At 61.2% G+C, this 26348-nt stretch carries 22 protein-coding genes and 1 pseudogene; 17 read left to right on the forward strand and 6 right to left on the reverse strand.

What is annotated here, in order from left to right; translation table 11 throughout:
• The first annotated feature begins 49 nt into the window (after nucleotides 1–49).
• The 11 genes from ACQY5A_RS03320 to ACQY5A_RS03370 all read left to right on the forward strand — a co-directional run bounded on the left by ACQY5A_RS03320 (nucleotide 50) and on the right by ACQY5A_RS03370 (nucleotide 12211).
• The gene (locus ACQY5A_RS03320; RefSeq protein WP_428338954.1) at nucleotides 50–520 is read left to right on the forward strand and encodes a CAP domain-containing protein; all 471 of its coding nucleotides are present in this window, start codon (nucleotides 50–52) and stop codon (nucleotides 518–520) included.
• A 941-nt stretch (nucleotides 521–1461) separates the two neighbouring features.
• On the forward strand, nucleotides 1462–2199 hold the full coding sequence (locus tag ACQY5A_RS03325) for an MlaE family ABC transporter permease (RefSeq protein WP_428339114.1): 738 nt from the start codon (nucleotides 1462–1464) through the stop codon (nucleotides 2197–2199).
• 16 nt (nucleotides 2200–2215) lie between these two features.
• Entirely contained in the window at nucleotides 2216–3076 is an 861-nt protein-coding gene (locus tag ACQY5A_RS03330; RefSeq protein ID WP_428338955.1) for an ABC transporter permease, read from the forward strand.
• Between the two features lie 4 nt (nucleotides 3077–3080).
• Nucleotides 3081–4550 (forward strand): MCE family protein, encoded by a 1470-nt coding sequence (locus ACQY5A_RS03335; RefSeq protein WP_428338956.1) that lies wholly within the window; start codon nucleotides 3081–3083, stop codon nucleotides 4548–4550.
• 30 nt (nucleotides 4551–4580) lie between these two features.
• Nucleotides 4581–5609, forward strand: coding sequence for an MCE family protein (locus ACQY5A_RS03340; RefSeq protein WP_428338957.1), 1029 nt, complete (start codon nucleotides 4581–4583; stop codon nucleotides 5607–5609).
• On the forward strand, nucleotides 5606–6916 hold the full coding sequence (locus tag ACQY5A_RS03345) for an MCE family protein (protein WP_428338958.1): 1311 nt from the start codon (nucleotides 5606–5608) through the stop codon (nucleotides 6914–6916). The genes ACQY5A_RS03340 and ACQY5A_RS03345 overlap by 4 nt, the downstream gene beginning before the upstream one ends.
• Nucleotides 6913–8331, forward strand: a complete 1419-nt coding sequence (locus tag ACQY5A_RS03350; protein ID WP_428338959.1) for an MCE family protein — start codon at nucleotides 6913–6915, stop codon at nucleotides 8329–8331. The genes ACQY5A_RS03345 and ACQY5A_RS03350 overlap by 4 nt, the downstream gene beginning before the upstream one ends.
• Nucleotides 8328–9467 (forward strand): virulence factor Mce family protein, encoded by a 1140-nt coding sequence (locus tag ACQY5A_RS03355; RefSeq protein WP_428338960.1) that lies wholly within the window; start codon nucleotides 8328–8330, stop codon nucleotides 9465–9467. The genes ACQY5A_RS03350 and ACQY5A_RS03355 overlap by 4 nt, the downstream gene beginning before the upstream one ends.
• A 1-nt stretch (nucleotide 9468) precedes the next feature.
• Nucleotides 9469–10926 carry an MCE family protein gene (locus ACQY5A_RS03360; RefSeq protein WP_428338961.1) on the forward strand — a complete coding sequence of 486 codons (1458 nt, stop codon included), beginning with the start codon at nucleotides 9469–9471 and terminating at the stop codon, nucleotides 10924–10926.
• Nucleotides 10927–10943: 17 nt separating this feature from the next.
• Nucleotides 10944–11519: an Mce protein gene (locus ACQY5A_RS03365; RefSeq protein WP_428338962.1), complete on the forward strand. Its 576-nt coding sequence runs from the start codon at nucleotides 10944–10946 to the stop codon at nucleotides 11517–11519.
• Nucleotides 11447–12211, forward strand: a complete 765-nt coding sequence (locus tag ACQY5A_RS03370; RefSeq protein ID WP_428338963.1) for a hypothetical protein — start codon at nucleotides 11447–11449, stop codon at nucleotides 12209–12211. The genes ACQY5A_RS03365 and ACQY5A_RS03370 overlap by 73 nt, the downstream gene beginning before the upstream one ends.
• A gap of 23 nt (nucleotides 12212–12234) precedes the next feature.
• Here ACQY5A_RS03370 and ACQY5A_RS03375 read toward each other — a convergent pair whose 3' ends face one another.
• The gene (locus ACQY5A_RS03375) at nucleotides 12235–12675 is read right to left on the reverse strand and encodes a lipoprotein LpqH (protein ID WP_428338964.1); all 441 of its coding nucleotides are present in this window, start codon (nucleotides 12673–12675) and stop codon (nucleotides 12235–12237) included.
• Between the two features lie 142 nt (nucleotides 12676–12817).
• On the opposite strand from ACQY5A_RS03375, the gene ACQY5A_RS03380 reads away from it, so the two are divergent.
• Entirely contained in the window at nucleotides 12818–13381 is a 564-nt protein-coding gene (locus ACQY5A_RS03380; protein WP_428339115.1) for a DUF305 domain-containing protein, read from the forward strand.
• Nucleotides 13382–13548: 167 nt separating this feature from the next.
• Here the strand turns inward: ACQY5A_RS03380 and ACQY5A_RS03385 are convergent.
• Nucleotides 13549–13686: pseudogene (locus tag ACQY5A_RS03385) on the reverse strand (hypothetical protein); the annotation flags it as partial.
• A 329-nt stretch (nucleotides 13687–14015) separates the two neighbouring features.
• Here ACQY5A_RS03385 and ACQY5A_RS03390 point away from each other — a divergent pair.
• Nucleotides 14016–15515: a class I adenylate-forming enzyme family protein gene (locus ACQY5A_RS03390; protein WP_428338965.1), complete on the forward strand. Its 1500-nt coding sequence runs from the start codon at nucleotides 14016–14018 to the stop codon at nucleotides 15513–15515.
• Nucleotides 15516–15845: 330 nt separating this feature from the next.
• Here the strand turns inward: ACQY5A_RS03390 and ACQY5A_RS03395 are convergent, their stop codons facing one another.
• Entirely contained in the window at nucleotides 15846–17273 is a 1428-nt protein-coding gene (locus ACQY5A_RS03395) for a class I adenylate-forming enzyme family protein (RefSeq protein ID WP_428339116.1), read from the reverse strand.
• 235 nt (nucleotides 17274–17508) lie between these two features.
• Here ACQY5A_RS03395 and ACQY5A_RS03400 point away from each other — a divergent pair, with 235 nt between their 5' ends.
• Together ACQY5A_RS03400 and ACQY5A_RS03405 are read left to right on the forward strand one after the other, a co-directional pair.
• A complete protein-coding gene (locus ACQY5A_RS03400) occupies nucleotides 17509–18300 on the forward strand; it encodes an enoyl-CoA hydratase/isomerase family protein (protein ID WP_428338967.1) in 792 nt (263 codons plus the stop codon).
• 111 nt (nucleotides 18301–18411) lie between these two features.
• On the forward strand, nucleotides 18412–19227 hold the full coding sequence (locus ACQY5A_RS03405; RefSeq protein ID WP_428338968.1) for an SDR family NAD(P)-dependent oxidoreductase: 816 nt from the start codon (nucleotides 18412–18414) through the stop codon (nucleotides 19225–19227).
• Between the two features lie 167 nt (nucleotides 19228–19394).
• Here ACQY5A_RS03405 and fadD4 read toward each other — a convergent pair whose 3' ends face one another.
• Nucleotides 19395–20963, reverse strand: coding sequence for a fatty-acid--CoA ligase FadD4 (gene fadD4 / locus ACQY5A_RS03410; RefSeq protein ID WP_428338969.1), 1569 nt, complete (start codon nucleotides 20961–20963; stop codon nucleotides 19395–19397).
• A 168-nt stretch (nucleotides 20964–21131) separates the two neighbouring features.
• Between fadD4 and ACQY5A_RS03415 the strand changes: the two genes are divergently transcribed.
• The gene (locus ACQY5A_RS03415) at nucleotides 21132–21515 is read left to right on the forward strand and encodes a DUF732 domain-containing protein (protein ID WP_428338970.1); all 384 of its coding nucleotides are present in this window, start codon (nucleotides 21132–21134) and stop codon (nucleotides 21513–21515) included.
• A gap of 271 nt (nucleotides 21516–21786) precedes the next feature.
• Nucleotides 21787–22017: a hypothetical protein gene (locus tag ACQY5A_RS03420; protein ID WP_428338971.1), complete on the forward strand. Its 231-nt coding sequence runs from the start codon at nucleotides 21787–21789 to the stop codon at nucleotides 22015–22017.
• A gap of 2076 nt (nucleotides 22018–24093) precedes the next feature.
• Here the strand turns inward: ACQY5A_RS03420 and ACQY5A_RS03425 are convergent.
• Nucleotides 24094–25248, reverse strand: coding sequence for a nucleotidyltransferase domain-containing protein (locus ACQY5A_RS03425; RefSeq protein ID WP_428339117.1), 1155 nt, complete (start codon nucleotides 25246–25248; stop codon nucleotides 24094–24096).
• 11 nt (nucleotides 25249–25259) lie between these two features.
• The gene (locus tag ACQY5A_RS03430; RefSeq protein WP_428338972.1) at nucleotides 25260–26234 is read right to left on the reverse strand and encodes a CBASS cGAMP-activated phospholipase; all 975 of its coding nucleotides are present in this window, start codon (nucleotides 26232–26234) and stop codon (nucleotides 25260–25262) included.
• Nucleotides 26235–26348: the final 114 nt, after the last annotated feature.

Below are 26348 nucleotides of genomic sequence, written 5' to 3' on the forward strand. Positions count from 1 at the left end.
ATCGGAGGTGGGAGGATCGATGCGGCTAAGCTGCTCGTTTGGCAGGCGAATGACTGTCGTCGCCGCATGTGCGACCGTCGCGGCAGTAGAGCTCGTCGCGCCGTCAACTGCGGCTGCTGACAACGCGCGGCTGAACAACGGCGTCTTCGGCAATATTTTTACTGCGCAGAAGCGCAATGGATGCCAGACAGACCCTCATAAGGACGGGCGCCTCGCGGAGGCTGCCCGCGTCCACACCCTGGACGTCCGCGACCACCGCGAGGTTGACGGAGACATCGGCTCGGACGGATCGACGCCCCAAACTCGGGCTGAAGCGGCCGGCTTCGTCGGTAAAGTGTCCGAAACTATCGCGATCAACCCGGCATTGGCTATCAGCGGAATAGAGATACTGAATCACTGGTGGTATGACCCGGTTTCGCGGGCGACGATGCAGGACTGCCGGAATACTGCGATTGGCGTGTGGTCGGAGAACAGTCTGGATCGTACTGCCGTGGTGGCGGTTTACGGACAGCCAGCCTGACAAGTCAGCGACATGACCGCACCGCAAAGCCAAACGGCCGTGAGGCACTACGCCGCCGTCCTTGCTGCAACCTTGCTGTATGTGATCGCGACCTCGACTGTCCGCGCCGACGCACGCGCTGACCCGACATGCTCTTTTGATCTCTCTGCCCCGCAGTGGACCACCGCGGCCGGCGGTGTCCGTCAGATCACCGCCACAGTGAAGCCGATAGCGTGCGAGGGTACTGCCTTCCCGATGCGGTCGACTGTGTGCGTGTCAGTTGCGGACTCGGCCAGCAAGTGCGCCTCAACATGGGCGTGGAACACTGCGCAGGTATTCGTCGACCCGGGCTCGTCCAGTTACGCCAGTAGCGGCAACGGCTGTGTGACATATGGCAATCCGTCGTCAGTGACGTGTAATGCCCTTGGCCCCAAGCGGTCATAGGCTTCAGGTGAGAGACAGTGAAGCTGGCCTCGATGTCGATGCGGGCGGAGTAAGGCTTTCGTTGGCGCAACGTCGGTGAGCTGCGTCAGGCAGGCGTTGGTTAAAGCGGCAAGTGCTGGCGTCTAGTGGTTGGGGCAGCAATCTTTTGTACGTGTGACGTTGCCGCTCAACATCTCTGGTCTCTCGCATCCTCGGCGCGACGTTGATGCCAGGACGAGTAACGAGATGCGTGATACATTTCGCCACATGGTTATTGTCAAAGCCTATATATAGTTATACAGTTTACAGCTGAGGAAGGGCGGGTCGGGCGGCGTTGTCTAGCAATGTCGTCGAGTTTCCAGCCGATGTGTCGCTGTGGGCGGTCGATCGTCACATGGTTTCAATATCGGGATTCCCTGCCGTCGCGACGGCCAGCCTTCGATCGAGGAGCCTCCTTCATCCGGACGGGTGAAGGAGTCCCCAGCAATCACGCTAACGAGCGAGCGAAGGGTCAAAAGGTGACTTGGCAGTCAACGGCAATGAAGCCGCTCAACAGCCTCGGCGGCTTCTTTGCGATGTCACTGGACGCCTTCGTGTTGATACCGCGTCGCCCGTTCGCTCTTCGAGAGTTTCTGTTGCAGTGCTGGTTCATCGCACGTGTTTCGTTGGTTCCCGCGCTCTTGCTGGCTATGCCGTTCACGGTGCTGTTCGCGTTCAACATCAATGTCTTGCTGACCGATTTCGGGGCAGGCGACTTCGCCGGCACCGGCGCCGGTCTCGCCTTGGCGCAACTGGGTCCGATTGTCACCGTGCTCGTGGTCGCGGGTGCAGCGTCGACCGCGATTTGCGCAGATCTCGGAGCGCGCACCATCCGCGAAGAAATCGACGCACTGCGGGTTCTAGGTGTCAATCCCGTGCAATCGTTGGTCGTGCCGCGGGTGCTGGCGGCGTGTGTCGTCGCCGTGTTGCTGTCGTGTCTAGTCTCGTTGGCGACGTTGGTCGGGTCATTCGTCTTCTCTGTATTCATTCAGCATGTGACACCCGGCGCTTACGTCGGCGGGCTGACACTGCTGACCGGCACTACGGCGATCTTCGTTTCTGTCTTGAAGGCGGGTTTGTTCGGATTAGCGGCCAGTCTTATTGGCTGTTACAAGGGCCTTTCGGTGGGCGGCGGGCCGACGGGAGTTGGTACCGCCGTCAACGAGACCGTGGTCTATTCCTTCGTGGCCCTATTCGTGATCAATGTCATCGTGACCGCCGGGCAGTTCTCGAAGTGACCTTCAGGAGCCGACGATGAGCCATGCTACGAGCGCGCCCAGCGGACTTCACCCGCGGTGGCGCAGTACATTCCGCGGTTGGGCCGCGGGCTGGAATCGCATTGGGCGGCAAACGCAGTTTTACGTCCACACCCTTCGGTCGATCAGCGACGCGCTTGTGCATTACAAGGGAGAAATTGTTCGTCTCACCGCCGAAATGAGCTTGGGTACCGGTGCATTGGCGCTGATCGGGGGCACTGTCGTCGTCGTCGGATTTCTTACCCTGTCGGCCGCCTCCATCGTCGCGGTACAGGGTTACAACCAGCTTTCCGGCATCGGGGTGGAGGCCCTGACCGGATTCTTATCGGCTTACATCAACGTTCGGCTGGTCGCGCCGGTGACGGCAGGTGTTGCCTTGGCCGCAACTATCGGTGCCGGCGCGACCGCGCAGCTGGGCGCCATGCGCATTGCAGAGGAGATTGACGCGTTGGAGGTGATGGGTATCAGGTCGGTCGCGTACCTGGCGTCGACGCGAGTGATTGCCGGCCTTCTCGTGGTGATACCCCTCTACTGCGTCGCGGCCATCATGGCGTTTTTGGCTGCACGGCTCGGCACCACGTTCGTATATGGGCAGTCCAGCGGCGTCTATGACCATTACTTCAACACATTTCTCATACCGGGAGACCTGCTGTGGTCGTTCGTCCAGACCATCGCTATGGCCATCGTGGTGATGCTCGTCCATACGTACTACGGCTACAACGCGGCAGGAGGGCCGGCCGGGGTGGGCGAGGCTGTTGGGCGCGCAGTCCGTACGTCGCTGGTCGTGGCAGTGTTTATGTGCTTGTTCGTTTCGCTGGCTATCTACGGTCAGTCCGGTAGCTTCCACCTCGCGTCTTGAGACCATGGCCAGACGAAGGGACGACAGCCGCTTGCACCCAGCGTGGTGGACGCTGGTGCTGGTAGTCATGATTATTGGGGCAATCGTGTTGACCGGCGTCTTGTACACGGGGGCGCTGAAATCCTATGTTCCAGTGATCGTGACCTCGGACCGGGCCGGTTTGGTGATGGAGTCCGGCGGCAAAGTGATGATGAACGGAGTGCAAGTCGGCCACATCACCGGCGTCAACGGTCGCAACGATTCCGCCAGCATCACATTGGCTCTTTTCCCGGATCAAGCCAAGCACATACCAGCTAACGTCGGCGTACAGATCCGCGCTACGACCACGTTCGGGGCCAAGTACGTTGACTTGATTTATCCCGACATCCCAAGTCGACGGCGGCTTTCCGCCGGCGCTGTGCTGCAGTCACGCAACGTCAGTACAGAGGTCAACACGGTGTTCGAGAACCTCGTCGGCGTCGTCGACCGAATCGATCCCGCGAAGCTAAACGCCGTTCTGGGTGCGCTCGCCGAAGGCGTGCGTGGTCAAGGTGAGCGCATCGGTCAGTCCATCACCGACGTCAATCAAGTGTTGCTGGCGGTCAATCCGCGCAGCGAAACCATCCGCAAAGACTGGCAGGCGGTGAAGGGCTTCAGCGACGCGTACTCCGGCGCGGCCCGCGACATCGTATCGGTGCTCGACGCTGTCAGCACCACCAGCGTAACCGTCACCGACCACGCGCAAGCATTGGATGCGTTGTTGCTCAACGCTATTGGCTTAGCGAGCTCGGGGACACAGTTACTTGCGCCCAACCGGAGGAATCTGATTGACGCCATCAATGACCTCGAACCAACCACCGCGTTACTTCTGAAGTACAACCCCGAGATCACGTGCACGCTGATCGGCGCGAAACTGACGAACGACAACGCGTACGAATTCACCGGCGGCAACGGGCGCAGTTTGATCACCGACACCACGATCTTGTTCAGCAACGACAAGTACAACTACCCCGACAATCTGCCGATTGTTGCCGCTAAGGGCGGTCCCGGCGGCAAGCCGGGCTGCGGTTCGCTACCTGATGTGGCCAAGATGTTCCCGGTGCGTCAGCTCGTCACCAACACTGGATGGGGCACCGGGCTCGACATCCGGCCAAACCCCGGCATCGCCGCGGAGACCTGTTACGCAAACTTCTTGCCGGTGACCAAGGCGGTACCGCAGCCACCGAACATTCGAGATTGCTTGCCCGGACCGGCTGTTGGTCCGGTAACCGCACCCGGTATGCCGCCGTACGGCGCCTCGCTCTACGGACCGGGCGGCGTTCCACTGTGGCCAGGGATCCCGCCGGCGGGAACACCGCCGCCAGTACCCGTGCCAGGGACACCTGTTGCGCCAGGAAAGATCCCGCCGCCGGCTCCTGCTGTCTTCGGAGAGCAACCACCGCTGCCGACAATTTCGCCGCCGGATGCTCCAGACACACCAGCGCCCACGCCCTGACCGACTCGGCTTTAGAAAGGACATGACCCAGTGAGAGACAATCTTCCAGGTGCGGTCTGGCGTTTCGCGATCTTTGCCGTCGTCTGCGTACTGGCGCTGTTCGTATTGCTGTTGGTTTTCGCGCGATTGCGATTTCAGCAGGAGACGGTATTCAGAGCGCAATTCAGCAATGTCAGCGGCCTCAAGCAAGACCAGTTCGTCCGCGTCGCCGGTGTAGAAGTCGGCAAGGTCAAGAGGATATCTTTGCAGCCCGACGCTACCGTACTTGTCGAATTTGCTATCGACCCATCGGTGATACTCACCAAAGGCAGCGATGCGGTGATCCGATACGACAACCTCATCGGTGACCGCTATCTGGCACTGGAGCAAGGTGCCGGCGCGACCGACAAACTGGCGCCAGGCGCGACGATCCCGCTCGCGCGCACTGCGCCGGCGCTCGACCTTGATGCTCTCATCGGCGGATTCCGTCCGCTGTTTCGTGCGCTCGACCCGGACCAAGTCAACGCTCTCACGGGACAATTGATCGCGGCCTTCCAGGGACAGGGCGCGACGATCAGTTCGTTCTTGGCGAAGACAGCCAGTTTCACGAACACGCTCGCCGACCGTGATCAGCTGATCGGTGAGGTGGTCAACAACCTCAACGTCGTGCTCGGATCACTCGGAGACCAGAGTAAACAGTTTGAGAAAGCAGTGACCTCGCTGTCCGACTTGGTCAAGGGACTGGCGGCCCGCAAGGCAGACATCGGTACCGGACTGGCCTATGTCAACGAAGGCGCACGGTCCGTCGCTGACCTGTTGTCACAGGCTCGGTCCCCGTTGCACGAGGTGGTCGCCCAAACCGATCGAGCCGCAGGCACTGTGGTGGCAGACCACAACTATGTCGACACCATTCTGAATACCCTCCCGGACAAGTACAAGCTGTTGAGCCGCCAAGGTCTGTATGGCGACTTCTTTTCCTTCTACCTATGCGACGCATATCTGAAGGTCAACGGGAAGGGTGGTCAACCGGTGTACATCAAAGTGGCCGGGCAAGACACCGGACGGTGCGCACCTCGATGAAATCCTTTTCCGAACGCAACCCCCTCCTCATCGGTGCGATAGGTGTTGCCCTGACCAGCACCGCGGTTCTCATTGGACTGAATTACAAACATCTGCCGTTCGTTGAGACAAACACGGAATACTCTGCGTTCTTCGCCGACGCAGGCGGCCTGATGGTCGGTGCCGACGTACAAGTGTCGGGCTACACAATCGGCAACGTCTCTAGCGTCGAACTCGACGGGCCCCAAGTGTTGGTGAAGTTTGACGTGGCCAACAACGTTCACCTGGGTGATCGCACGGAGGCGGCGATCAAGACCAAAAGCCTTCTCGGCACGAAGCTCATTCAGGTATTTCCCTTTGGGCAATCCCAGCTTTCGCAACCCATTCCGCTCAATCGCACGACGCCGGCGTATCAATTGCCCGACGCGCTGGGGGATTTGGCCAACACTGTCGAGGGGCTGAACACCGATCAACTCTCACAGTCGCTGAAGACCTTGACGCAGACTTTCGCCCACACTGCACCCGATCTCCAATTGGCGGTTCAAGGACTCGGGCGCTTCTCGCAGTCGCTCGCTTCTAGGGACGGCCAACTCCGCAATCTGCTTGCCAACGCAAATAAGGCAACCGCGGTGCTGGCGGATCGAAGCGATCAGGTCGTAAGCCTGATCAGAGACACCAATGCGCTGCTTGCGCAATTGCGCACCGAGAGCAATGCCGTGGACCAAATTTCAGGTAGCCTTTCCGGCCTATCCCGACAGCTCTCAGGGTTCGTGTCCGAGAATCGCCAGCAGTTGCGTCCAGCGCTGGACAAGCTCAATGGTGTGTTGACGATTCTTGCCAACCGCAAAGACCGCATACAAGAATCGATTAAACGACTCAACAACTACGCGATTTCACTTGGCGAATCTGTCTCCTCAGGACCGTGGTTCAACGCATACATCGCCAACCTGTTGCCTGGTCAGTTTCTGCAACCGTTTGTCGACGCGGCATTCTCGGATCTGGGCCTGGATCCCCATACCTTGTCACCGTCCAAGCTTGCGGATCCCCAGACCGGCCAGCCGGCCACCCCGCCACTTCCGCCGCCGTTCCCCCGGACCGGGCAGGGCGGAGAACCGCGCCGAAACTTGCCCGACGCCATCACCGGCAAGCCGGGTGATCCGCGCTATCCCTATCGGGAGCCGCCGCCGGCGCCCCCGCCGGGAGGGCCGCCCCCGGGACCGCCGGCGATAACGCCGCCAGAGCCCGGTTCAACACCGCAGCCCGGGCCGGCGCCGAAATATGTACCTGCTCCAGGCGAGGTGCCTGCACCGCGACAGGCCGGCTCGTGACCGCGGCCCGTGGCCTGCGGATTGGCCTGGCGGCGGTTCAGCTGGCTGTTCTTGTCGCGGCGGTTGTCTTTGTCGTCACGACTGCCCCAACGGGACCGCGTACCCTAGTCACCGCATATTTTGAGAACAGCAACGGCATCTACCCGGGTGATGAAGTTCGTGTTCTCGGCGTCCCCGTCGGCAAGATCGAATCGATTGAGCCGCAGCCGCAACGGGCGAAGATTACCTTCTGGTTCAGAAAAAAGTACAGCGTCCCCGCCGACGTCAAGGCGGCCATCCTCTCGCCCGCTCTGGTGACGGCACGCTTCATCCAGCTGACACCCGTTTACACCGGGGGACCGCGCTTACGCGACGATGCGGTCATTCCACAGGAACGCACCGCGGTTCCCGTGGAATACGACGATCTTCGCGTCCAGCTTGAGAAATTGACCAAAACGCTGCAGCCGACGCAGCCGGGCGGAGTATCCACGCTCGGCGGTTTCATCAACACAGCGGCTGACAATCTGCGCGGACAAGGCGCCAGTATCCGCGAGACAGTGATCAATTTGTCTCAAGCACTGTCCGTTCTCGGTGACCAGTCCGCAAATGTCTTCGGCACTTTGAAGCATTTGGCAGTCCTGGTGTCGGCACTGCGTGACAGCACGGATCTGATGAGACAGCTCAATCAGAACCTGGCCGCGGTCACTGCGTTGCTGGCCAACGACCCCAACGAGGTCGGCGCGGCGGTCGCCGACCTCAACACCGCGGTTGGGGACGTCCGCGACTTCCTCGCGGACAACCAGGACGCCCTCGGCACGACTTCCGATAAGGCAGGGGAAGTACTCAAGGCGCTCGGCGACAGCCTCGACGACGTCAAGCAGGCTCTGCATGTCTTTCCCTCGACGCTGCAGAACTACGTCAACATCTACGAGCCGGCTCACGGGTCGGTCACCGGCTATCTGGCCCCCGCGAACTTCGCCAATCCGATCAGTTTCCTCTGTGGGGCCATTCAGGCCGCCTCACGACTGAACGCCGAACAATCGGCCAAGTTGTGTGTTCAGTACTTAGCGCCCATCCTCAAGAACCGCCAGTACAACTTCCCTCCATTCGGGGTCAACGGTTCCCTGTTTCCCATTCCATTCCCTCCGTTCGCGCTACTGCCTGTTGGCGCGCAGGCCCGCCCCAATGAGGTCACTTTCAGCGAGAATTGGTTACGGCCCGATTACGTGCCACCGGCGGGACCGGCTGGTCCCGGTTCGCCAGGTTCGGCGAAAGCCGCGCCGATACCACCCGCGACGGGGGCCGGCCCAGTTTCCTTGGCCCCGCTGGCCGCAGAGGCGCCGCCACCGGACGCGTCCGCAGCCCCGCCGCCGAAACCGACTGATCCTGCCGCAGGGTTACACGGGATGATGGTAGCGCCGGGAGGTGGGTCGTGACCGGCGCAGTGCAGCGGTATCTTGCAGCAGGGCTGGCAGTGCTCGTGATTGTGGCCGGGTCGGCCGGCTGTGGTTACCGGGGTCTGAATTCACTGCCGCTGCCCGGCACGAAGGGTGGCGGCCCCGGCTCCTTCGTGGTCCAGGCGCAGATGCCGGACGTCGAAAATATCGAACCGAATTCACGGGTGCGGGTCGCGGACGTGACCGTCGGAAACGTTATGAAAATTGAGCGGCAAGGCTGGCATGCGCTGCTAACCCTGCGACTGTCCGGGGACGTGAACCTACCAGCCAATGCGACGGCGAAGATCGGCCAGACCAGCCTGCTCGGAACACTGCACATCGAGTTGGCGCCACCAGCCGACGAACCGCCGCGCGGCAAGCTGCACAGCGGTTCGTTGATCCCACTGAAGAACGGCGCCGCATATCCGAGCACCGAACAGACCCTGGCCGCTGTTTCGCTTCTGCTCAACACGGGCGGCATCGGGCGGGTTCAGGAGATCGTACAAACGCTGAGCACGGCATTCCGCGGCCGGGAGCAGGATTTGCGTAGCCTACTCGGACAGCTTGACAAATTCGTGGCCTATGTCGACGACCAGACGGGCGACATCGTCGCTGCCGCTGAGAGCCTGAACCAGTTGGTCGGCACCTTCGCGGAGCAAAAGCCGGTTCTGGATCGCGCTCTCAAGACGGTCCCAGATGCACTGGGCGTGCTGAAGAACGAACGGCAGAACCTGGCTGACGCGCTCGATCAGCTCGGCAAGTTCAGCGCTCTGACCGCCGACGCGGTGCACCAGACTAAAGAGAACTTCGTCAAGGAACTCAAAGCTCTTGCGCCTGTGGTGCGCTCATTGGCCGACGCAGGACCGGCGCTGACCCGATCCCTGAGCGGCCTGCTGACCTACCCGTTCCCCAACGAGACGCTGGAGAACTGGTTCCGTGGCGACTACGCGAACCTCAGCGCCATCATCGACCTGACGTTGAGCCGCCTCGACTCGGCGTGGTTTACCGGTACCCGGTTTGAAGGAGACCTCACCGCGCTGGAAATGCAGTGGGGCCGCACCCTCGGCCAGATGCCCAGCCCATACACCGCCGGAAATCCGCTGGTGGCGCCGTACCATTTGGACGAGGGTCCGTGACATGCGGCTGAATCGACGCACCTTGATCCAGCTGGCAATCTTCTCGGTGATCGCGCTCGCCGGAGTGGGGATCATGGCTTTCGGCTACATCAGGTTGCCAGCGATGTTCGGCATAGGGCAGTACAAGGTCACCATCGAACTGCCGCGATCCGGCGGGCTGTATCCGCGAGGCAACGTCACATATCGCGGCACGCAGGTCGGCAAGGTGGAGTCGGTGGACCTGGCCGACGACGGCAAGGTCGAGGCTGTGCTGTCCTTGAATTCCGGAATCGACATCCCGTCGAATCTCAGCGCCGAAGTGCACAGCCAGACCGCCATCGGCGAGCAGTACGTCGCACTCCTTCCCCGGGACGCCACCTCCCCGCCTTTGAAGAACGGCGATGTCGTTCCGATGACACACACGTCGGTGCCCCCTGACATCGACAAACTTCTCGACGCGGCGAACCGGGGACTGCAGGCCATACCGCGGGACAACCTGAAAACCGCTGTCGACGAAGCATACGTGGCGTTCGGGGGGCTGGGCCCTGAGCTGTCGCGGCTAATCAGAGGCGCGACCACGCTAGGCATCGATGCGCGGGCCAACCTGGACTCGTTGACGACTCTGATCGACCAGTCAGCGCCGGTGCTCAACACCCAGACCGACACCGCCGACTCGATTCAGGCGTGGGCGTCGAATCTTGCGACGGTCACCAACGAGTTGCGCGGCAACGACACCGCCCTTGCCGGACTCATCGAGAAGGGTGCCCCCGCCGCCGACCAAGCACGTCAACTCCTCGAGCGTCTGCAGCCGAGCCTGCCCGTCGTGTTGGCCAACCTGGTCAGCATCGACAAGGTCGCGATCGCCTACCAGCCCGGCCTCGAGCAGTTGTTGGTGCTGGTGCCCCAAGGCATCGCCAATGTGCAGGCCGGAACCGTCGCCAGCCGCGACACCACGCTTCCGTTTCGGGCGCAGTTCCTCGACTTCAATCTGGGTCTGAACCTGCCGCCGCCCTGTCAAACAGGATTCCTTCCCGCCAGTCAGCGACGGACGCCGTCGCAGGTGGACACGCCAGAGCGGGTGGCGGGCGACGTGTACTGCCGCATACCCCAGGATTCGCCATTCGACGTTCGCGGGGCGCGCAACATTCCGTGTGAGACAGTGCCCGGCAAGCGTGCTCCGACGGTGAAGATGTGCGAAAGCAACGAGCAGTACGTGCCGCTCAACGACGGGTTTTTCTGGAAGGGCGATCCCAACGCCACGTATTCGGGTCAAGCCGTCCCGCAGCTGCCGCCGGGTTCGCCGCCGACCCAGGGCGTGCCAGCAGCACCACCGCCTCCACTTGCCGTAGCCGAGTACGACCCGGCCTCTGGGTCCTACATCGGGCCAGACGGGAAGGTCTACACGCAAACCGATCTATCCGCGAACGCGCCGAAGGAGAAGTCATGGCAGGACATGCTGATGCCGCCGAAGCAGAACTGATCGATGTCGAGCGGACTGTGAGCGCCGATTTCGTCGACGGGTCAGATGAACTCGAGAACGCTGAGAGGGAAGAGGAGGACCTCGACGCTGCGCCAGCAGCCGAGAAGCGAAACCGCTCACCGGTTCGGGTTGCGCTCGCTTTTGGTTTATTGACCGTGACCGCGCTGGCCGGAGTGTTGGGCTGGCTGTCGTTTCAGGCGTACGAGGCGCATCGGGCCGAGCAGCAGCGACAGCTGTTTCTTCAGGTCGGGCGCCAGGGAGCTATTAACCTCACGACCGTCAACTACCAGCACGCCGACGCGGACATAACCCGCATTCTCGAATCCTCCACAGGAACGCTGTACGAAAACTTCCAGAAGCGCGCACAGCCTTTCATGCAACTGATCCAACAAATCAAGGCCACAACGGTCGGCAACGTATCGGAAGCCGGATTGGAGTCGGCAAACGACAAGGAGGCGCAGGTGCTGGTGATCGTCAAGGTTCAGCGAACGATCGGGGGCAATCAGCAGGATCCGGTGGGTTGGCGGATGCGGCTCAATGTTCAAAAAGTGGGCAACGAAGCCAAAGTGTCCAACGTGGAGTTCGTGTCGTGAAGAGACGTCAACGCCGCGTCGACGTGACGCTGCAAGACCGAGAATCAGCAGCTGCTGACTTGGGCGATACCCTCGTCGCCTCCGACGAGGAAGCACCTTCCTTTGACGAGACCAAGTCCGGTTCGGAGCTTCCAGTCGACGGTGCGGCTGCCGACGAGGCGATCGATGCGCGTGCGCCGGTAGTTTCGCGATGGCGCATCACGGGGGGCACCTCATGGACCCGATTTCTCGTTTTCGCCGTTCTGCCCGGCTGCGCGATCGTGCTGACGATCGCCATGGCGTGGATGAAGTGGCAAGATTCTTCTCTACGGGCGGCGCAGCCTACCGGGTCGCAGGCGGTGCAAGCGGCAAGAGAGGGCACGGTTGCGTTGTTGTCGTACAACCCTGGTTCGGTCGACCGAGAACTGGGCGCGGCGCAGGATCGGTTGACCGGCAGTTTTCGTAACTCCTACACGCAACTGACCCAGGCAGTCGTCATTCCGGGCGCCAAGCAAAAGCAGATTTCGACCGTAGCAAACGTGCCGGCAGCCGCCTTGGTGTCAATCAACGGTCACCACGCCCAAGTGCTGTTATGTGTGAATCAAACGATGACCATTGGCAACGGGGCACCGACCAGCACAGCGTCGAGTGTGCGGGTGAGTTTGGACAAGGTCAACGATCGCTGGCTGATTGCGGCGTTCGAGCCGATCTGACGGCCACCAACTTGCCGGTGCATTCAGCAGGCCGCTTTGATGGTGAAGGATTGACTCCTCCTCGCACCGGGCTTGTCGGAAGTAAAGCCCTCGGCGGTACCGGTGACGGTGAAGGTCTGGTCGATCATGCTGACGTCGGCAGAGCCCTGTGCGTCGTGCTGGTAGCTTCCGGTAAAACCGCCGATGTCGTTGAAGGTCACCGACCTGGCGACCAGTCCGTCGGCTTTGTCGACGATAACAGTGGCGCGTTGTGCGGCCTTGACAATGGTGATGCTGGTGAATGATTCATCTGTTTGGCACCGGACGTCATTGAACGTGTCGTTGTCCGCGCCGTTGACTGTCATGCGCGCCGTGCCGCCCGGCAAAGCTCCGGCAGGATAGTTTGGCGCGGGCGGCGGTTCTGACGAACAACTAACAAGCCCCGCGGCCAAAAATGCCACTGCCGCAGCCAATTTCGCCCTCATCCGCGCACCCCATTAATGACGTACTGTCAGCCAGGAATGTTTTAACCAAAAATAAGATCGTGTAGTGTCAAATGACTAAATCTGTTGCGCAGGGGAGGGTTACGGAATGTTGCACGTCCCCACTCGCTGCGTGACGGCGTTTATGGTGCTGTGTGTCGCCACTGCCGTGGCGTCGTGTCGGGAGTCGACGGAGCGGGATGGCAGCCCACAAGCCGCGCAGGCCAGCGCGAGCTCGGCCGAGGAGCAAGGCGGAGCCCACAATGCCGACGACGTCAACGTTGCTCGCACCATGCTGGCAATCGACAGGCAGACGATTCAGCTGTCGTCGATGGCGCCGACCCGCACCACCCGTTCAGAGTTGATTTCGCTGGCCGCACAGATTAGCACCGAGCAGCAGGCCCGAAATCAGGCTTTCAGCGCATGGCTGTTGCAGTGGGGAGAAGACCCGCACGCCGGGGGCGGTCCGTTGTACACCGGCAGGGGCTCGATCGATCAGGCAACGGTCGGCACGCTCCAAAATGTGCACGGCGCAGCATTCGACATGCCTTGGTTGCAGTCGATGATTTCGCTCGACAAAGCTGCGGTCGAGGTTGGGCGAACCCAGATCGAACACGGACGTAATCCCGATCAGACCACACTGGTGAAGACGATAACTACTGGTAATCGAACGGAAATCGTCGCCATGACGCGCATGCTCGAAGAATGACCAGCTGGCAACTCGCAGTTGCATCCTTCGGAGAGCCATCCGCCGGAACGCCCGGGTGTGGTGTCGCCCCGGCTGTTCTGAGCGCTTACTCGCTTGTGCGCGAGGGACAATGGCCGCCTACGCCCGGCTTGACGATGTCGCCACTTGTGCAGGACCTGGCCCGCGACCTAGGACCCCGGCCCCAAGTCCGGTGCATAAGAAGGCGGCGGGTAAACACCCCTCAACAGCCAGGCGAAGGCGGCAATGCCGTATTCCACCTCGTCACTGGCATCGTAATCTGGACTCGGATTCAAAGGGATCACTTCTAACTCGTGCTCACGCCTGAACTGTGGCTGTGCTAGATAGTAAACCATTTAAATATATTCGAGCACGGTCTGGTCGACAATCGGAAGCTGTCGAGTAGTCGCGCCACCATCCGGGTTCGTCGTGGACTTCCACGTGCACCAGCGCACAGATGCTTGACAGATCAGTACTCGGCTTGCCCCGCGTTGCTCACAGCCCGAGGCCCCCGTCGCGCAGGGCACCATGCGTGGTACGTGCCTCCGATACATCTTGACGCGGAGCCAGAAATAGATAACTATATATCTTATTATCGTGCTGGTAGGCACGCCATGGGTTACTTGGTGAGGTTTGTGTGAGCATTTCACTTCTTCTCGAGATGGCCGTGTCAAGCAATCCCCAACGGGTCGCGGTGGTTGCGGGGCACCGTCGGCTCACCACCCAGGACCTTGGCGAGCTGGTCGACGGGGGGTCGGGCGTTATGGCGGCGTCGGGCGCCGAGCACGTCGCGTACGTCGGCGCGGGCGGCATCATGCAGCCATTACTGATCTTCGCTGCGGCGCGCGCCGGCTTGGCTTACACGCCGATCAACTATCGTCTCAGTGCCGATGGTATTCAGGAGCTGATCTCTCGGTTGACCAACGCGCTGGTGATCGTCGACACGCGCTACCGCGACGCGGTCGGGAACGCCGGCAAGTTACTGATGGAGTCTAGCGAGTTCGTGAACGCGGCGGGCACGGAGCAAGCCGCCGACAGGCTAGTCGACCCTGACGCTCCTGCGGTCGTGTTGTTCACCTCCGGAACCACGTCGAGGCCCAAGGCAGTTGAGTTGTCGCACAACAACTTGACCAGCTACATCACGAGCACAGTCGAGTTCGGCTCGGCCTCGGAGGAGGACGCCGCACTGATTTGTGTGCCGCCGTATCACATCGCCGGCGTCAACGCGGCAATGTCGAACCTCTACGCCGGACGAAAAAGCGTGTATTTAGCCAATTTCGACGCGAAGGAATGGGTGCGACTCTGCAGCGAAGAAGCCGTCACGACCGCGACGGTTGTGCCGACGATGCTCGACAGGGTTGTGACCGAGCTGGAGAAAGAGCCGACCGCGCTGCCGGCGCTGCGCAATCTCGCCTACGGGGGGTCGAAGGTCGGATTACCCCTAGTTCGCAGAGCGCTCGATTTGATGCCGGACGTCGGCTTCGTAAACGCGTACGGTCTGACCGAGACCAGTTCGACGATTGCTGTGCTGACGCCTGAGGACCATCGGAAGGCCCGCGCTTCGACCGATCCTACTGTGGCCAGAAGACTCGGTTCGGTGGGTCGGCCGGTCCCGGGGGTCGAGCTGCAGATCCGTGACGAGGACGGCGTGATAGTGGGCCCCGGGGAAACGGGTGAGCTATTCGTGCGGGGCGAGCAGGTTTCCGGCAAGTACTCCGGTACCGGCTCGGTGCTTGACGAAAGTGGCTGGTTCCCAACGAGAGACATCGCCACTCTCGACGACGCCGGCTATCTGTTTATCGCCGGACGTGCAGACGACACCATCATCCGCGGCGGCGAGAATATCGCGCCCGCAGAACTCGAGGACGTGCTCATCGAGCATCCAGACGTGCGCGATGTCGCGATAGTAGGCGTAGAAGATCCGCAGTGGGGTCAGGCCATCGTCGCGGTGGTGGTTCCGCAAGCGGACGTTGCGCCCGACGCTGACGAGCTGCGCGAGTACGTCCGCCGGCATCTGAGAGGTTCGCGGACGCCGGACCGAGTTGTGTTTCGCGACGAGTTGCCAACCAACGCCGTGGGAAAGGTTTTACGTCGGGAAATCGTCGACAGTTTGAGCGACGCGTCGACTGCCTTTTGAGGTTGTTGCTCAGTCGAGCACCCACCGACCGGCCCCGCGAATATGGTCAACCGTTTGCTGGCATGGCTCGAAACCCTGCTACGAGATGCCGATCGTCCTGATGGCCAACAGGGGATCTCCTCGGCAGCCAAGGACATTAACCTGTCGGCCGGCGTCAAGGGGATCACTCAGTTCAGTTGGGCGTCCACTGGATTGCGCTTCCCGCGCTGCTCGGCACGCTGCTGACCAGGCCGGACGGCCGGAACCTCCGTGTCGTCGGCGGCAGCGCTTCCACATGGTGGCACAAGAACTTTCGACGGTCGTTGCCTTACGCCGGCGCTAAAGAAGACTTCACTCGCGCGCGGCGTGCATTTCTTTTAAGACGCGACGCAAGACTTTGCCCGCGTGGCTACGCGGCAGCACGTCGACCGTGTGCCAATACGCAGGCACCTTGAACCCGGCCATCCGTTGCCGGGCGAAGGAGCGCAGCTCGTTAAGGCCGGGTGGGTGATCTGGGTCAATGGGCACGATGAAAGCTGACAGGGTTTCGCCAAGGCGCGGGTCGGGAACTCCGACGACGACCACTGCCGCGACACCCGGATGTCCTGCCAACACGGCCTCCACCTCGTCCGGATACACGTTCTCCCCGCCGCGCACCACCTTGTCGTTTTGTCGGCCGACGAGGCGGAGATAGCCTTCGGCGTCGAGCTGGCCGAGGTCGCCGGTGTGCAGCCATCCGTCGGCGGTGGGTGCTGCCAGGTGTGCCGCGGCCGCGTGCACTTCGCCCTCGCCGGCGGCGTCGGGCTGCGAGATTCGCAAATCGAGATCGGGGACTGCCCTTCCGACCGTGCCCAGCAGCTCCGGTTTTGCCGCCGCGCGGCGGTGGTCTTCGGGTCCCAGGCAGGTGATCGGACTGCCCTCAGTTTGACCAAAGAGGTGGATCAATCGCGCCTCTGGCAGCAGTCGCAGAACGCGCGCCAGGGTGTCAGGTGCGATCGGTGCCGCACCGTAGATCAGGGTCCGCAGACTTGCCACGTCGAGAAGATCTGCGGCGAGCAGCATCTCGATCATCGTCGGCACGAGATTGCAGTGCGTTGCTCCGAGTTCCTGTGCGCCACGCCACCATTGCAGGCTGAAATGGTCAGTTGGAATGACAGCCGCCCCGAACGCCACGGCGGCTAGCAGGTTGCCCAGGCCGCCGAGGTGATGGAAGGGCGACCCCGTCGCGAACCGGTCGTCCGGCTTGTAGCCAACCAGCCCGCCCAGGACCTCCGTACGCGCGGTCAGGACCTGCTGCGTGTAGGGGACGATTTTTGGGACTCCGGTCGTGCCGGCGGTGTGCAGGAAGAACGCCACGCCGACCGCGGGTCCTGCCAGCGCTGCCGTCGACATCGGCAGCGGAGGCACGATTACCACCCGCGCAGCAGCTAAAGCGGCGACGCGGTGTGCGATATCGGCGAAACGCTTTTCGCTCAACAGAATCCGGCTACCGCAACCGCGCACCATCGCGGCGAGTTCAACAGCGGATAATCGCGGCCCCAACGGAGCTAGCGGCTTGTTCACGGAAGTACCGCCGAAGAGCAGCGCAAGCGCGTCGGCGTTCGTCGTCAGAAGCGCCGGAACCGGTACGCCGTCAAGGGTATCGAGGGCGGCGAGGAGTTCCGCAGCACTAGCGGCCTTCCCCACGAGTTCCGCACCGGTCACGAGACCAGACGGCTCGGCGACGGCAAGCCGGTCGCTCCGACCATGTACTGCCCAGATCCGCTCAAGCCACGGCATCAGCAGTGATAGCGCGTGGAGAACCGGACCGGCCAGACGCTGCGAGACCAACACCGCACCAAGCGACGCTGACGAGCTGCCGCCGCATGCCAGAAGTCCTTCGGTACGGTCACCGGATCTGTGTCCAGCACACTCGCCTCCTTCCCCATGCTAATAAAGCGCATCGGTATCACGAGTATATAGTTAACTAGTTAGCGAATAGTAGACAGCTCTAGGGGTGCTCAAGGAGGCTCAGATGAGCGATCTGGTCTGGTCGGTCGACGATGGTGTCGGCACCATCATGTTGAATCGACCGCAGAAGCGAAACGCTCTCACGATCATGATGATTCGTGAATGGGAGCACGTGCTGCGTGCGGCTAAGAATGACGATGAGGTGCGGGTGATCGTGCTCACCGGCGCTGGTGACCAGGCATTCTGCGCTGGCGTCGACTTGGCATCGTTGACGACTGCTAACCCCGATCGAACCCCGTTAGAACGCAAACTTGAGTTGCACGATGAGATTCAGCGTGTCGCCGTGGCGGTTGAGGATTTCGACAAACCCATCGTCGCGTCCATTAACGGCGTAGCGGTGGGCGCGGGGCTCGACATGGCGCTGATGTGCGATATGCGGGTGATGTCAACCAACGCAAGGGTTTCGGAGGGATACGTCAAACTGGGTTTAGCTCCAGGCGACGGCGGTGCCTACTATTTACCCCGGCTGGTCGGCATGTCGAAGGCCCTCGAACTTCTGTTGACCGGGGACTTCATCGAGGCCGAGGAGGCGCTCCGTATCGGTCTGGTCAATCGCATTGCGCGGTCTGAACAATTGGCTGCCGAGACCACCCGCCTGGCGCGGTCGATCGCCGCGAACCCGCCCATGAGCGTACGAATGATCAAACGTGCGACGCGGCAATCCGCCACCACGGACCTGCGCACCGCGTTGGACCTAGTTTCCTCTCATGTCGCGATCTTGGCATCCACCCAGGACGCCGCCGAGGCGCTCGCAGCGTTCCGCGAGAAGCGCTCGCCGCAATACCACGGCAGGTAGTGCCCGGCGGCACCGGAAACGACTCAAGTTGAATCGGGGTTCGCGAAATCAATCCGAGCTCGTCGAAATCCACTGCACCGCAGGCGTAGAGCTCTAGTCTAGGAGAGGCGAATGGACAAGGTATGGTTCATCACTGGCGCATCCAAGGGATTCGGTCGTGAATTCGCCACCGCCGCCTTGGAGCGGGGTGATCGCGTTGCCGGAACCGCGCGCGACGTTACAGCGCTTGAAGACCTAGCGCGGCGATTCGGGCGGCGGCTGCTTGCGTTGCCACTCGACATTAGAGATCGCGCAGCAGATTTCGACGCCGTCACCCGCGCCCATCGAGAATTCGGACAGCTCGATGTGATTGTCAACAATGCCGGCTATGGACACTTCGGCGCGTTCGAAGAACTTACAGAAGCCGATCTGCGCGATCAGTTCGAGACCAATCTGTTCGGATCAGTTTGGATAACGCAGGCTGCGCTACCGATCATGCGAACTCAGGGCAGCGGTCACATTGTGCAAATGTCCAGTATGGCCGGAATCCTCGCATTCCCGAACCTATCGGCCTACGAGGGTTCGAAGTGGGCGCTTGAAGCGATGTCGGAAGGGCTTGCCGCGGAGGTCGCCCGGTTCGGCATCCGTGTGACGATCGTCGAGCCGGGACCGTTCGGAACCGACTGGAACGATCGATCGGCGCGTAAGTCGGACAAGATGGCTGAGTATGACCCAATGCGGAGTGCAGACGAGGAGAAGCGCGAGGGGGCCAGTTGGGGCGACCCGAAGGCCGCCGCCCATGCGCTGCTGAAGCTTGTCGACGCTGCAAAGCCCCCGCTGCGACAGCTTTTCGGTGCTGACACGCTTGGCTACATCTCCTTCATGTACGAGAAGCGCCTTCAGGGTTGGAAGGACGGGAACCACCTTGCACAGCTCGCGCAAGGCTGAAGCCAGCGTTGACCACCACCACTGTCTGGCGCACTTACGATCTCCGCACATACACGTCGACCTGGCCGCAAACCGTGTGCATCGCGCCGATCGAGTTGTGGATTGCTGACCGCCAACGCAGTCATCCGCATCGGGGGCAAAGCGATGGATTCGGCGCACGGCGCGCTTCAGACACCGGAGTACTTCTTCACGAGTTCTTGTTTGTAGAGCTTGCCCGCATCGGTGCGGGGTAACTGCGCCTCGAACGAGATAGATTGGGGGCATTTGTAATGTGTCAGGCGCCCCCTCAGCCAAGATTGCAGCTCGTCGGCGAAGACATCGGTTGCATCAGCTGGGTCCACGGTCTGAACGACAGCTTTGACGCATTGGCCCATCTCGTCATGGGGAATCCCAAACACCGCTGCATCCATAACCTTTGGATGGGTGACCAACATATTTTCTGCCTCTTGCGGGTAGATGTTGACGCCTCCGGAGATGATCATGTGGTGGCGCCTGTCGGTTAGAAACAGATAGCCCTCCTCGTCGAGATAACCGATGTCTCCGACGGTCACCCAGCCGTGTGCATTCTTCGACGCGCTGGTCTTCGTCTGGTCCTTGAGGTACTCGAAGGTATGTCCACCTTCGAAATAGATCTCGCCAGCCTGCCCCGCGACCAGTTCATCGCCGTCTTCGCCGATGATATGCGCTGTCCCCAGCATCGGCCTGCCAACGGACCCAGGTCGTGCTAGCCAATCGTCGGCAGTGATGTATGTAATGCCTGCGCCTTCCGAGGAGGCATAGAACTCGTCGACGATCGCGCCCCACCAATCGATCATCTGCTTTTTGATCTGGACCGGGCAGGGCGCGGCGGCATGAACTACTCGGACGAGAGTGGATACGTCGTAGGTGTCACGCACGGATTGCGAAAGCTTCAGCATCCGAACGAACATCGCTGGAACGAACTGGCCGTGAGTGACGCGGTATTGTTGGATCGCGTGCAAGCAGCCTTCGGCCTCGAACTTCTCCATCACCACAACCGTCCCTCCGACCGCCTGCACGCACATCGACCACATCGATGGGGCAGTGTGGTACAGCGGAGCGGAACCCAAGTAGACAGTGGTGCGATCAATTCCCATTGCCGACAACAACGGGCTGAGTAAGTTGGGGGCGTCGGCGGGCACCAGGCCAGTCAGCTCCCGTTTGATGCCTTTCGGCTGGCCGGTGGTGCCCGACGAGTACTGCAGCAGCTCACCTTCGTGCTCGGCGTCGATTGGCGTAGTAGGTTGGTCAGCAACACATTCGGGATAGCGCAGCCAGCCGTCCATATCGTCGTCGGCGATCAGCAGCACGTTCGGCAGCCCTCGGGGCAGATGGTTAGCGAGGTCCTTCAACGTTCCACGCAGCGCCGCCGAGCCGATGACTGCCACCGCGCTGCTGTTGTCGACGATGTACGCGGCTTCGGCGGCGGTCAAGTGAGTATTGATCGGCACGTAGTAGAGACCGCTACGCCTTGCGGCCCACATGATCGCATGAATGTGCTCGTTGTTCTCCATCAGGATGGCGATCGCATCACCTTCGCGTAAGCCGGACCTGCGGAAGTAGTGCGCGAGCCGATTGGCCCGCGCTTCGAGTGCACCGAAGGTCACTACCTCTGCCGACGGATAGAGGATGATTGCGGGCCTGTTCGGTTCAAGAGCCGCATGGATTCGAACTTGCACGGACCCTCCGAAGCCGTCGAATGTGACCGAAGCCGGCATCAGGCCATCCAACGAGCTCGGGCACGCCACACGCCAGTATGGCTGTCTAGCCTGGATCTTATCCGTTATATAGTTTAATGTCTTGGATCATGGCGACGGTAAGCAGGCCGAACGTTTGTTGCGACGACTCAGTTGCGATCACGCTGGCCGGTCATTAGGACGCCGGCAATGAAGCGTCGGTCGTCGGTCGCTGCGATGGTCACCGCCGTCACCGTCGGCGGGGTCCCGCAAACACTTGCGGCGCGGGCGGATGCCGCGCCGGCCCCCGAGGTCGAGTATGTCTATGACGTGGTGGTGCGCCGGCATTACGGCTTTCCCAATACTGACGCACTTAGCTATGGTCACGGCATCTGCGACAAGGTCGGCCGAGGCGAAGGTTATGCGCAAGTCATGGGTGACGTGAAGAGTGACGTCACCCCCAGCGACGAGTTCGCAGCCAATTACCTGGTTTCGTATGCGGTCAATTTGCTGTGCCCTGAGCTGGTATGGCAGTTGCGGAACTCGGCCGCTGGCTACCAATCGCCAAGCGGAGTAACGGCGCCCGGTAATTGACGCTTTCTTCTGGTACTCACGCATCCCAAAATTCATGCAGACGTCATGCGGGGCCGCGCCCGTTCTTTGCACCAACCCATCCAACTGAGCGAGCGCTACCCTGTTGGCCCGGCATCACAGCGGATTGGAGTGTCATTGGCCCGAATGAATGTCACAGCTTAGGGCCCTCTGGCAGGGCTTCGTCGTCAAACAGCTGATTGCACGCGTTTGACCGGCTACCCGACGGGTATTTCAGAAGCAATCACGAGCGGCTCATCCAGTGGAGGTTCGCGTGTCTGATAACGAGCGGCTCAAGCAAGAGCTAGCGGAGGGTATGAAAGACCTCAAGGGAGCTGCAAAAGAAACCTTGGGAAAGGTGTTGGCGCGCGAAGACTTGATCGAAGAAGGTAAAGAGGCGCAGCGGCAGTCAAGCACACCCCGAAACGACGATCACCCAGGGCCGTCCCATGAGCGGCTTGGCGGCGGCACGGTCTCTGGTGAAAAGTCTGGGCGGGAGTGGTGAGGCAAACCAGAATGTTGCACGGATGCCAGATCTTAAACTCATGTGTCGCAAGGCAATAGCCAGAGCAACCGCCCCGTGGAGCAGCCGCGCGGTCGATCGGTCCATTGCCGCCCCATCACCCTCGCAAGACTGAGTGCTCGGCAGACTGAACCGAAGAGAAACGTCCATCCTGGTCGAAATTCACTAAGTGACGCGCTAATTGAGGGTTGAAGTCGCATCAGAATGCTGCGCGTCCGTCTTGAGGATGCTCGCGATCTTTCGAGCGCTGTCTGGGCGTCGACGGGCGGGTCGAAGAAGACGGTGAGGTTGATCTTCAAACTATTCGTCACGACTCGGCGCGCGAAATCCGCACGGCGGCAAAGCAAGCCGCGGCCGCTGGGCTATCCGCGGCGAAGTCGTTAGTATCCGACCGGCAGTTTGACTCGTAGACGACGGACTGCCAGCCGCCGAATCTCGGCTAGGGGCACAAACGACGACCGCAGCACGCCCTTCGCGGTCAACTTGGCCAGCCAGACAGAGTCGAGTTTGTCCGTCTTCGGCCGGCGCGCACATTCTTCACTCCTGGGTATTGACCAGCTGCACCGACAGGCCCGGGGCCTCCGGCAGGAATATTAGATCCGCCGATAACCCGTCGACTCGACGGTGACCTTCTTTACCTCGACTTCGACTGACTGCTCACCCAGCTCGGTAATGGCGCCGGTGCGCGCGGGCACGTCCCACACCCGGCTAAACCGGGGCCCAGACTTGCCAGGCAATCGCACTCACACCTTTCCCGCCGCCGTGGCCACATCGACCGCGGCTACTCGTTCGATCATCGACTCGTGCCCGGCGTCAGGAATCACCTCCGCTGCGGTCCTATCCGCCGGCACCGGCTTATGTTCCGTCCACCGCCCATTTCGCTTGCTTCTCAACCGAATCCGTACCAATCCATCGGGTGGGTAGCATGGGGGCCTCGGTCAAGGGAATCGAAATTCTGACCGGCGTGCTCGAAGCAACAGTCCATGACCCTTCCAGGTCGGGCCCCGGCACCAAGCAGACTAACGGGCACCAGAGCCCAAGGTAGCCATGTTCCGATCGATTTCCCGAGGAATCCGTGGATGAAAACAATTAGTCGTCGGACGTGACCGTCAAAGTGTGAACCGTAAAGAACCCACCGACGCGGGTCGGGCAAGTCGACCCGCGAATGCGAATTCTTAGACACGAGGGTCGAGACAGGCAGGGCGGTTGAGGTCATGGGTCATATCCTGCCCGCACCGAACCCGGCTGACAGCGAAGTCGATGTTGATTCGGGTGTGTCCGTAGCGAACGTTGGGCCATGCCCGCAAGGGCGGCCCAGCCGCAATCCTGAAAATCGCCAATGCGCTTCAGAGTGCTCAGGGCACGTTTCGGCCATCGCTTCTTTACGGCTTCGCGCCAAGCGTCGAGCATCAAGATGCAATCTGCTCTACATCCCCGCGTTGATCGCTGATGGCGAAGCTGCCGCTCGCCGCAGGCTCTTCGGCTTCATCGCTGCATGGCTCGGACTGCCTTACTGAATTCCGCCCCGAACGCAGCGCGGCAGACCCGTCACTTGAGAGCCGTTGGCCGATAGCTCCACTGACCAGGGTTCGATTCAGTTTGAGCTGATCGCGGCCTGAGCTTTCAGAAAGCGGGTGGGGCGGTATCACGGGCCGGGTCCGCGACCGGCGTGCTTTGCGTGATCGCGCAGGATGGCGGCCGCCACCGGTCCATTCGCCTGTGGCAAGCCAGATTTCGTAGTGGAGAAGCCACTCGGCGGTCCAAGGAACAATAGTTACGGCAAGAAACCTATCGTGCTGCCACTCACCTGGATAGAAAAGGCAGAGTTCGTTGCCGGGGTAGGTGTGGGGCAGATGGTCCGCATCGTCTCGCAGCATCAATGTCGGCTCCAGAATATGGACGTGCGGTGGTTCGCTATGCCGATACCGTATTCGTGCGCTGTATGTTTCGCTGGTGATGCAGGGCTGGATTGGCACAACGCAGTCGAGTAGGCCGCGTTCAATTTTGCCGTGGGCCGCGGGGATGGCCGACTGTATCGCGACGAAGTGCCGCGCCAGGTTAATCGCTCGAAAAGGGATGCTGGCCATAGAAATTGTGGCGTGGGACGGCGATACCTGTGGCACTGGGGGAGAGTAGTCCGCTCCGACTCAGGCGGAGTGAACCACTTCCAGTGTGTTCGCGCATCCGCTCGCCGTACTTGAGCGTTGATTGTCGAATGGGTTCGGCACCGAAGCTCGCAGCGAGTCGGGATGCGACGGAGTGTAATCCTTTGCCCCGCAGGCTCAGAGCCTCATCGAGGGTTTCTGATAGATCGCGGTGCCAGGCGTGGTAGGCCTTGCGGCGCTCAGGATATTCCTTCCACTTGTCGACGAAGTTCTCCCCCTCGTGGGCAGGGTTGGCAACCCAGTCAACGCCTCTACGGTTTTCGATGTGGCGATTCATGCCGGCGAGCACGTGGCGCGTGGCGGTGAACAGGTCGGTCTCGCCACGGTAGGCCTTGGCGGCCAGCGTTGTTACGAGGATTGAGGGAGGGCGGTTGTCGCGGTCTTCGGCGAAGTGGAGCATGGAGTGCCATTTCAGGATCTGCACCGCGCGCTGCAAGGTGGTGCGGAACTCCCAGATTGGTACGTCCTCGATGTCGACACCGCGCTGAGCGGCAGCGGTGAGCATCTTGTTCTGTAACTCTTGTGAGCGCCTGCGGAACCAGGTCGCGTAGCCGATCGGGTCGCTGTGCTGCCAGTGGAAAAGCTCTTTGTCGGTCAGAAGGATGCCGGTGGGTGTGTACTCGAGGTCGGGGATCGCGGGCAGGACATCGAGGTGGAACCCGTTGACGGGGTCAGCGAGGGTCCAGCAGCGTCGGCGCGGTTCGCAAGAGTTCAATGCGGCGGCGCTGCCGCTGTGTTCCTTCGAGTCCAGGTAACGCCGGAGGAGGTCGCCAACGTCCTGCTTGAGGCGTGCCTGGGTGGTGGCTTCCTTCGTGATGAACATGAGGAAGACCAGGTCGATGTCGAAGTCACCCGTGAGGGTTTGCGGGCGAACGACTGTGCCAAGACGAAAGGAGCCTTGGGGGTATACGCGGCAGCGGTATTCGCCGTGCTGGGCGAGCCAGTTTCCAACTTCTTGATAAGTGTTAATTGCGAGGGCTTGCAGATGCGGCGGTATGTCGAGGGTCTCGACCGCGCCGTCAAGCAGCATCGACAGCATCTGTTCCATGGTGTCCACGTCTAGTTCTCCTTTGGGGAATGACACGGGATATACAGGGGTGCAGTGTGATCGGCGAACATCCGGCTGAATTCCGGCGAAGTGATGCGGCTTTCGTGACCGGCTCGGCCAATGAGGCTATCGGTGTCGACCGAATCGAGCTTGACGAATCCGGTGGGCAGCGTCGAGTTCACTCGCAGCACACGATCGCAGCCCAGAAAGTGGCGGATCTGCTTAGTCGCGCTATCGCTTTGAGCGCGCATCAGTACATCGACCGCGTCGAGGGCCCAGGGGATCTGACCGCCACGGTCAAGTCGCTTGCTCCGGTGGCGCAGGTCGGTTGTCGTTCCCACAGTCAAGATGCGGACTGCATCAAGCGGGACGCCGAGCGGACCCACGGCTTCGGTCAGGGCCACCATTGCGGGGTTATTTGCCCAGATACCGCCATCGATCAGGCGAGAACCGTCGAGTGCCTTGCCGGGGAAGTAGGTGGGAGCGGCGGTGGTGGCCATGGCAACATCGACTGCCTTGACGCGCCAGTCCCGAGTCAGCTTGTCCAGGTGTGGGGTGCGGAATAGGTGAACGTCATCGACGCCGATGTCGTAGGACGTGATCAGTAGCCGCTTCGTGCTGTGCCCGAACAACCTCTCGCCGAGGACATCTTGGAGAGCCGACTGCAGGGGCGCAGCGGAGTACTTGGTGCGCAATAGGCGCCGCATTGACCGCAACCCGGTGCGGTCTCGGAAGATCCGAGGCCCGTGCGCAACATAGAACTCTAAGATCTCGCGCGGTGCCATGCCGAGACCCAAACCGAGGGCAATGATCCCGCCGGTTGAGGTGCCGGCGATCAAGTCGAAGTGGTCGATGATGCGGATGCCGAGGTCTTCCTCGAGGCGTGCCAGGACCGCAGCCGAATACATGCCGCGCAGACCACCGCCGTCAAAAGAAAGAATCTGGAATCGAGTAGCGGCCGATGTGGAGCCGGGCGTTGGCAACACGGCCCTCCCTGGTAGCGGTGATGGTCTGACTTAAGTTTAACACACTAATTTCAGTAGAAGTTTCTGAGCGAATCTCCATCGATTCGTGCAAAAGTGCAGGTAGCCTCGGCCTAA

Origin of the sequence: Mycobacterium sp. (assembly GCF_965277065.1) — a bacterium.
GTDB lineage: Bacteria > Actinomycetota > Actinomycetes > Mycobacteriales > Mycobacteriaceae > Mycobacterium.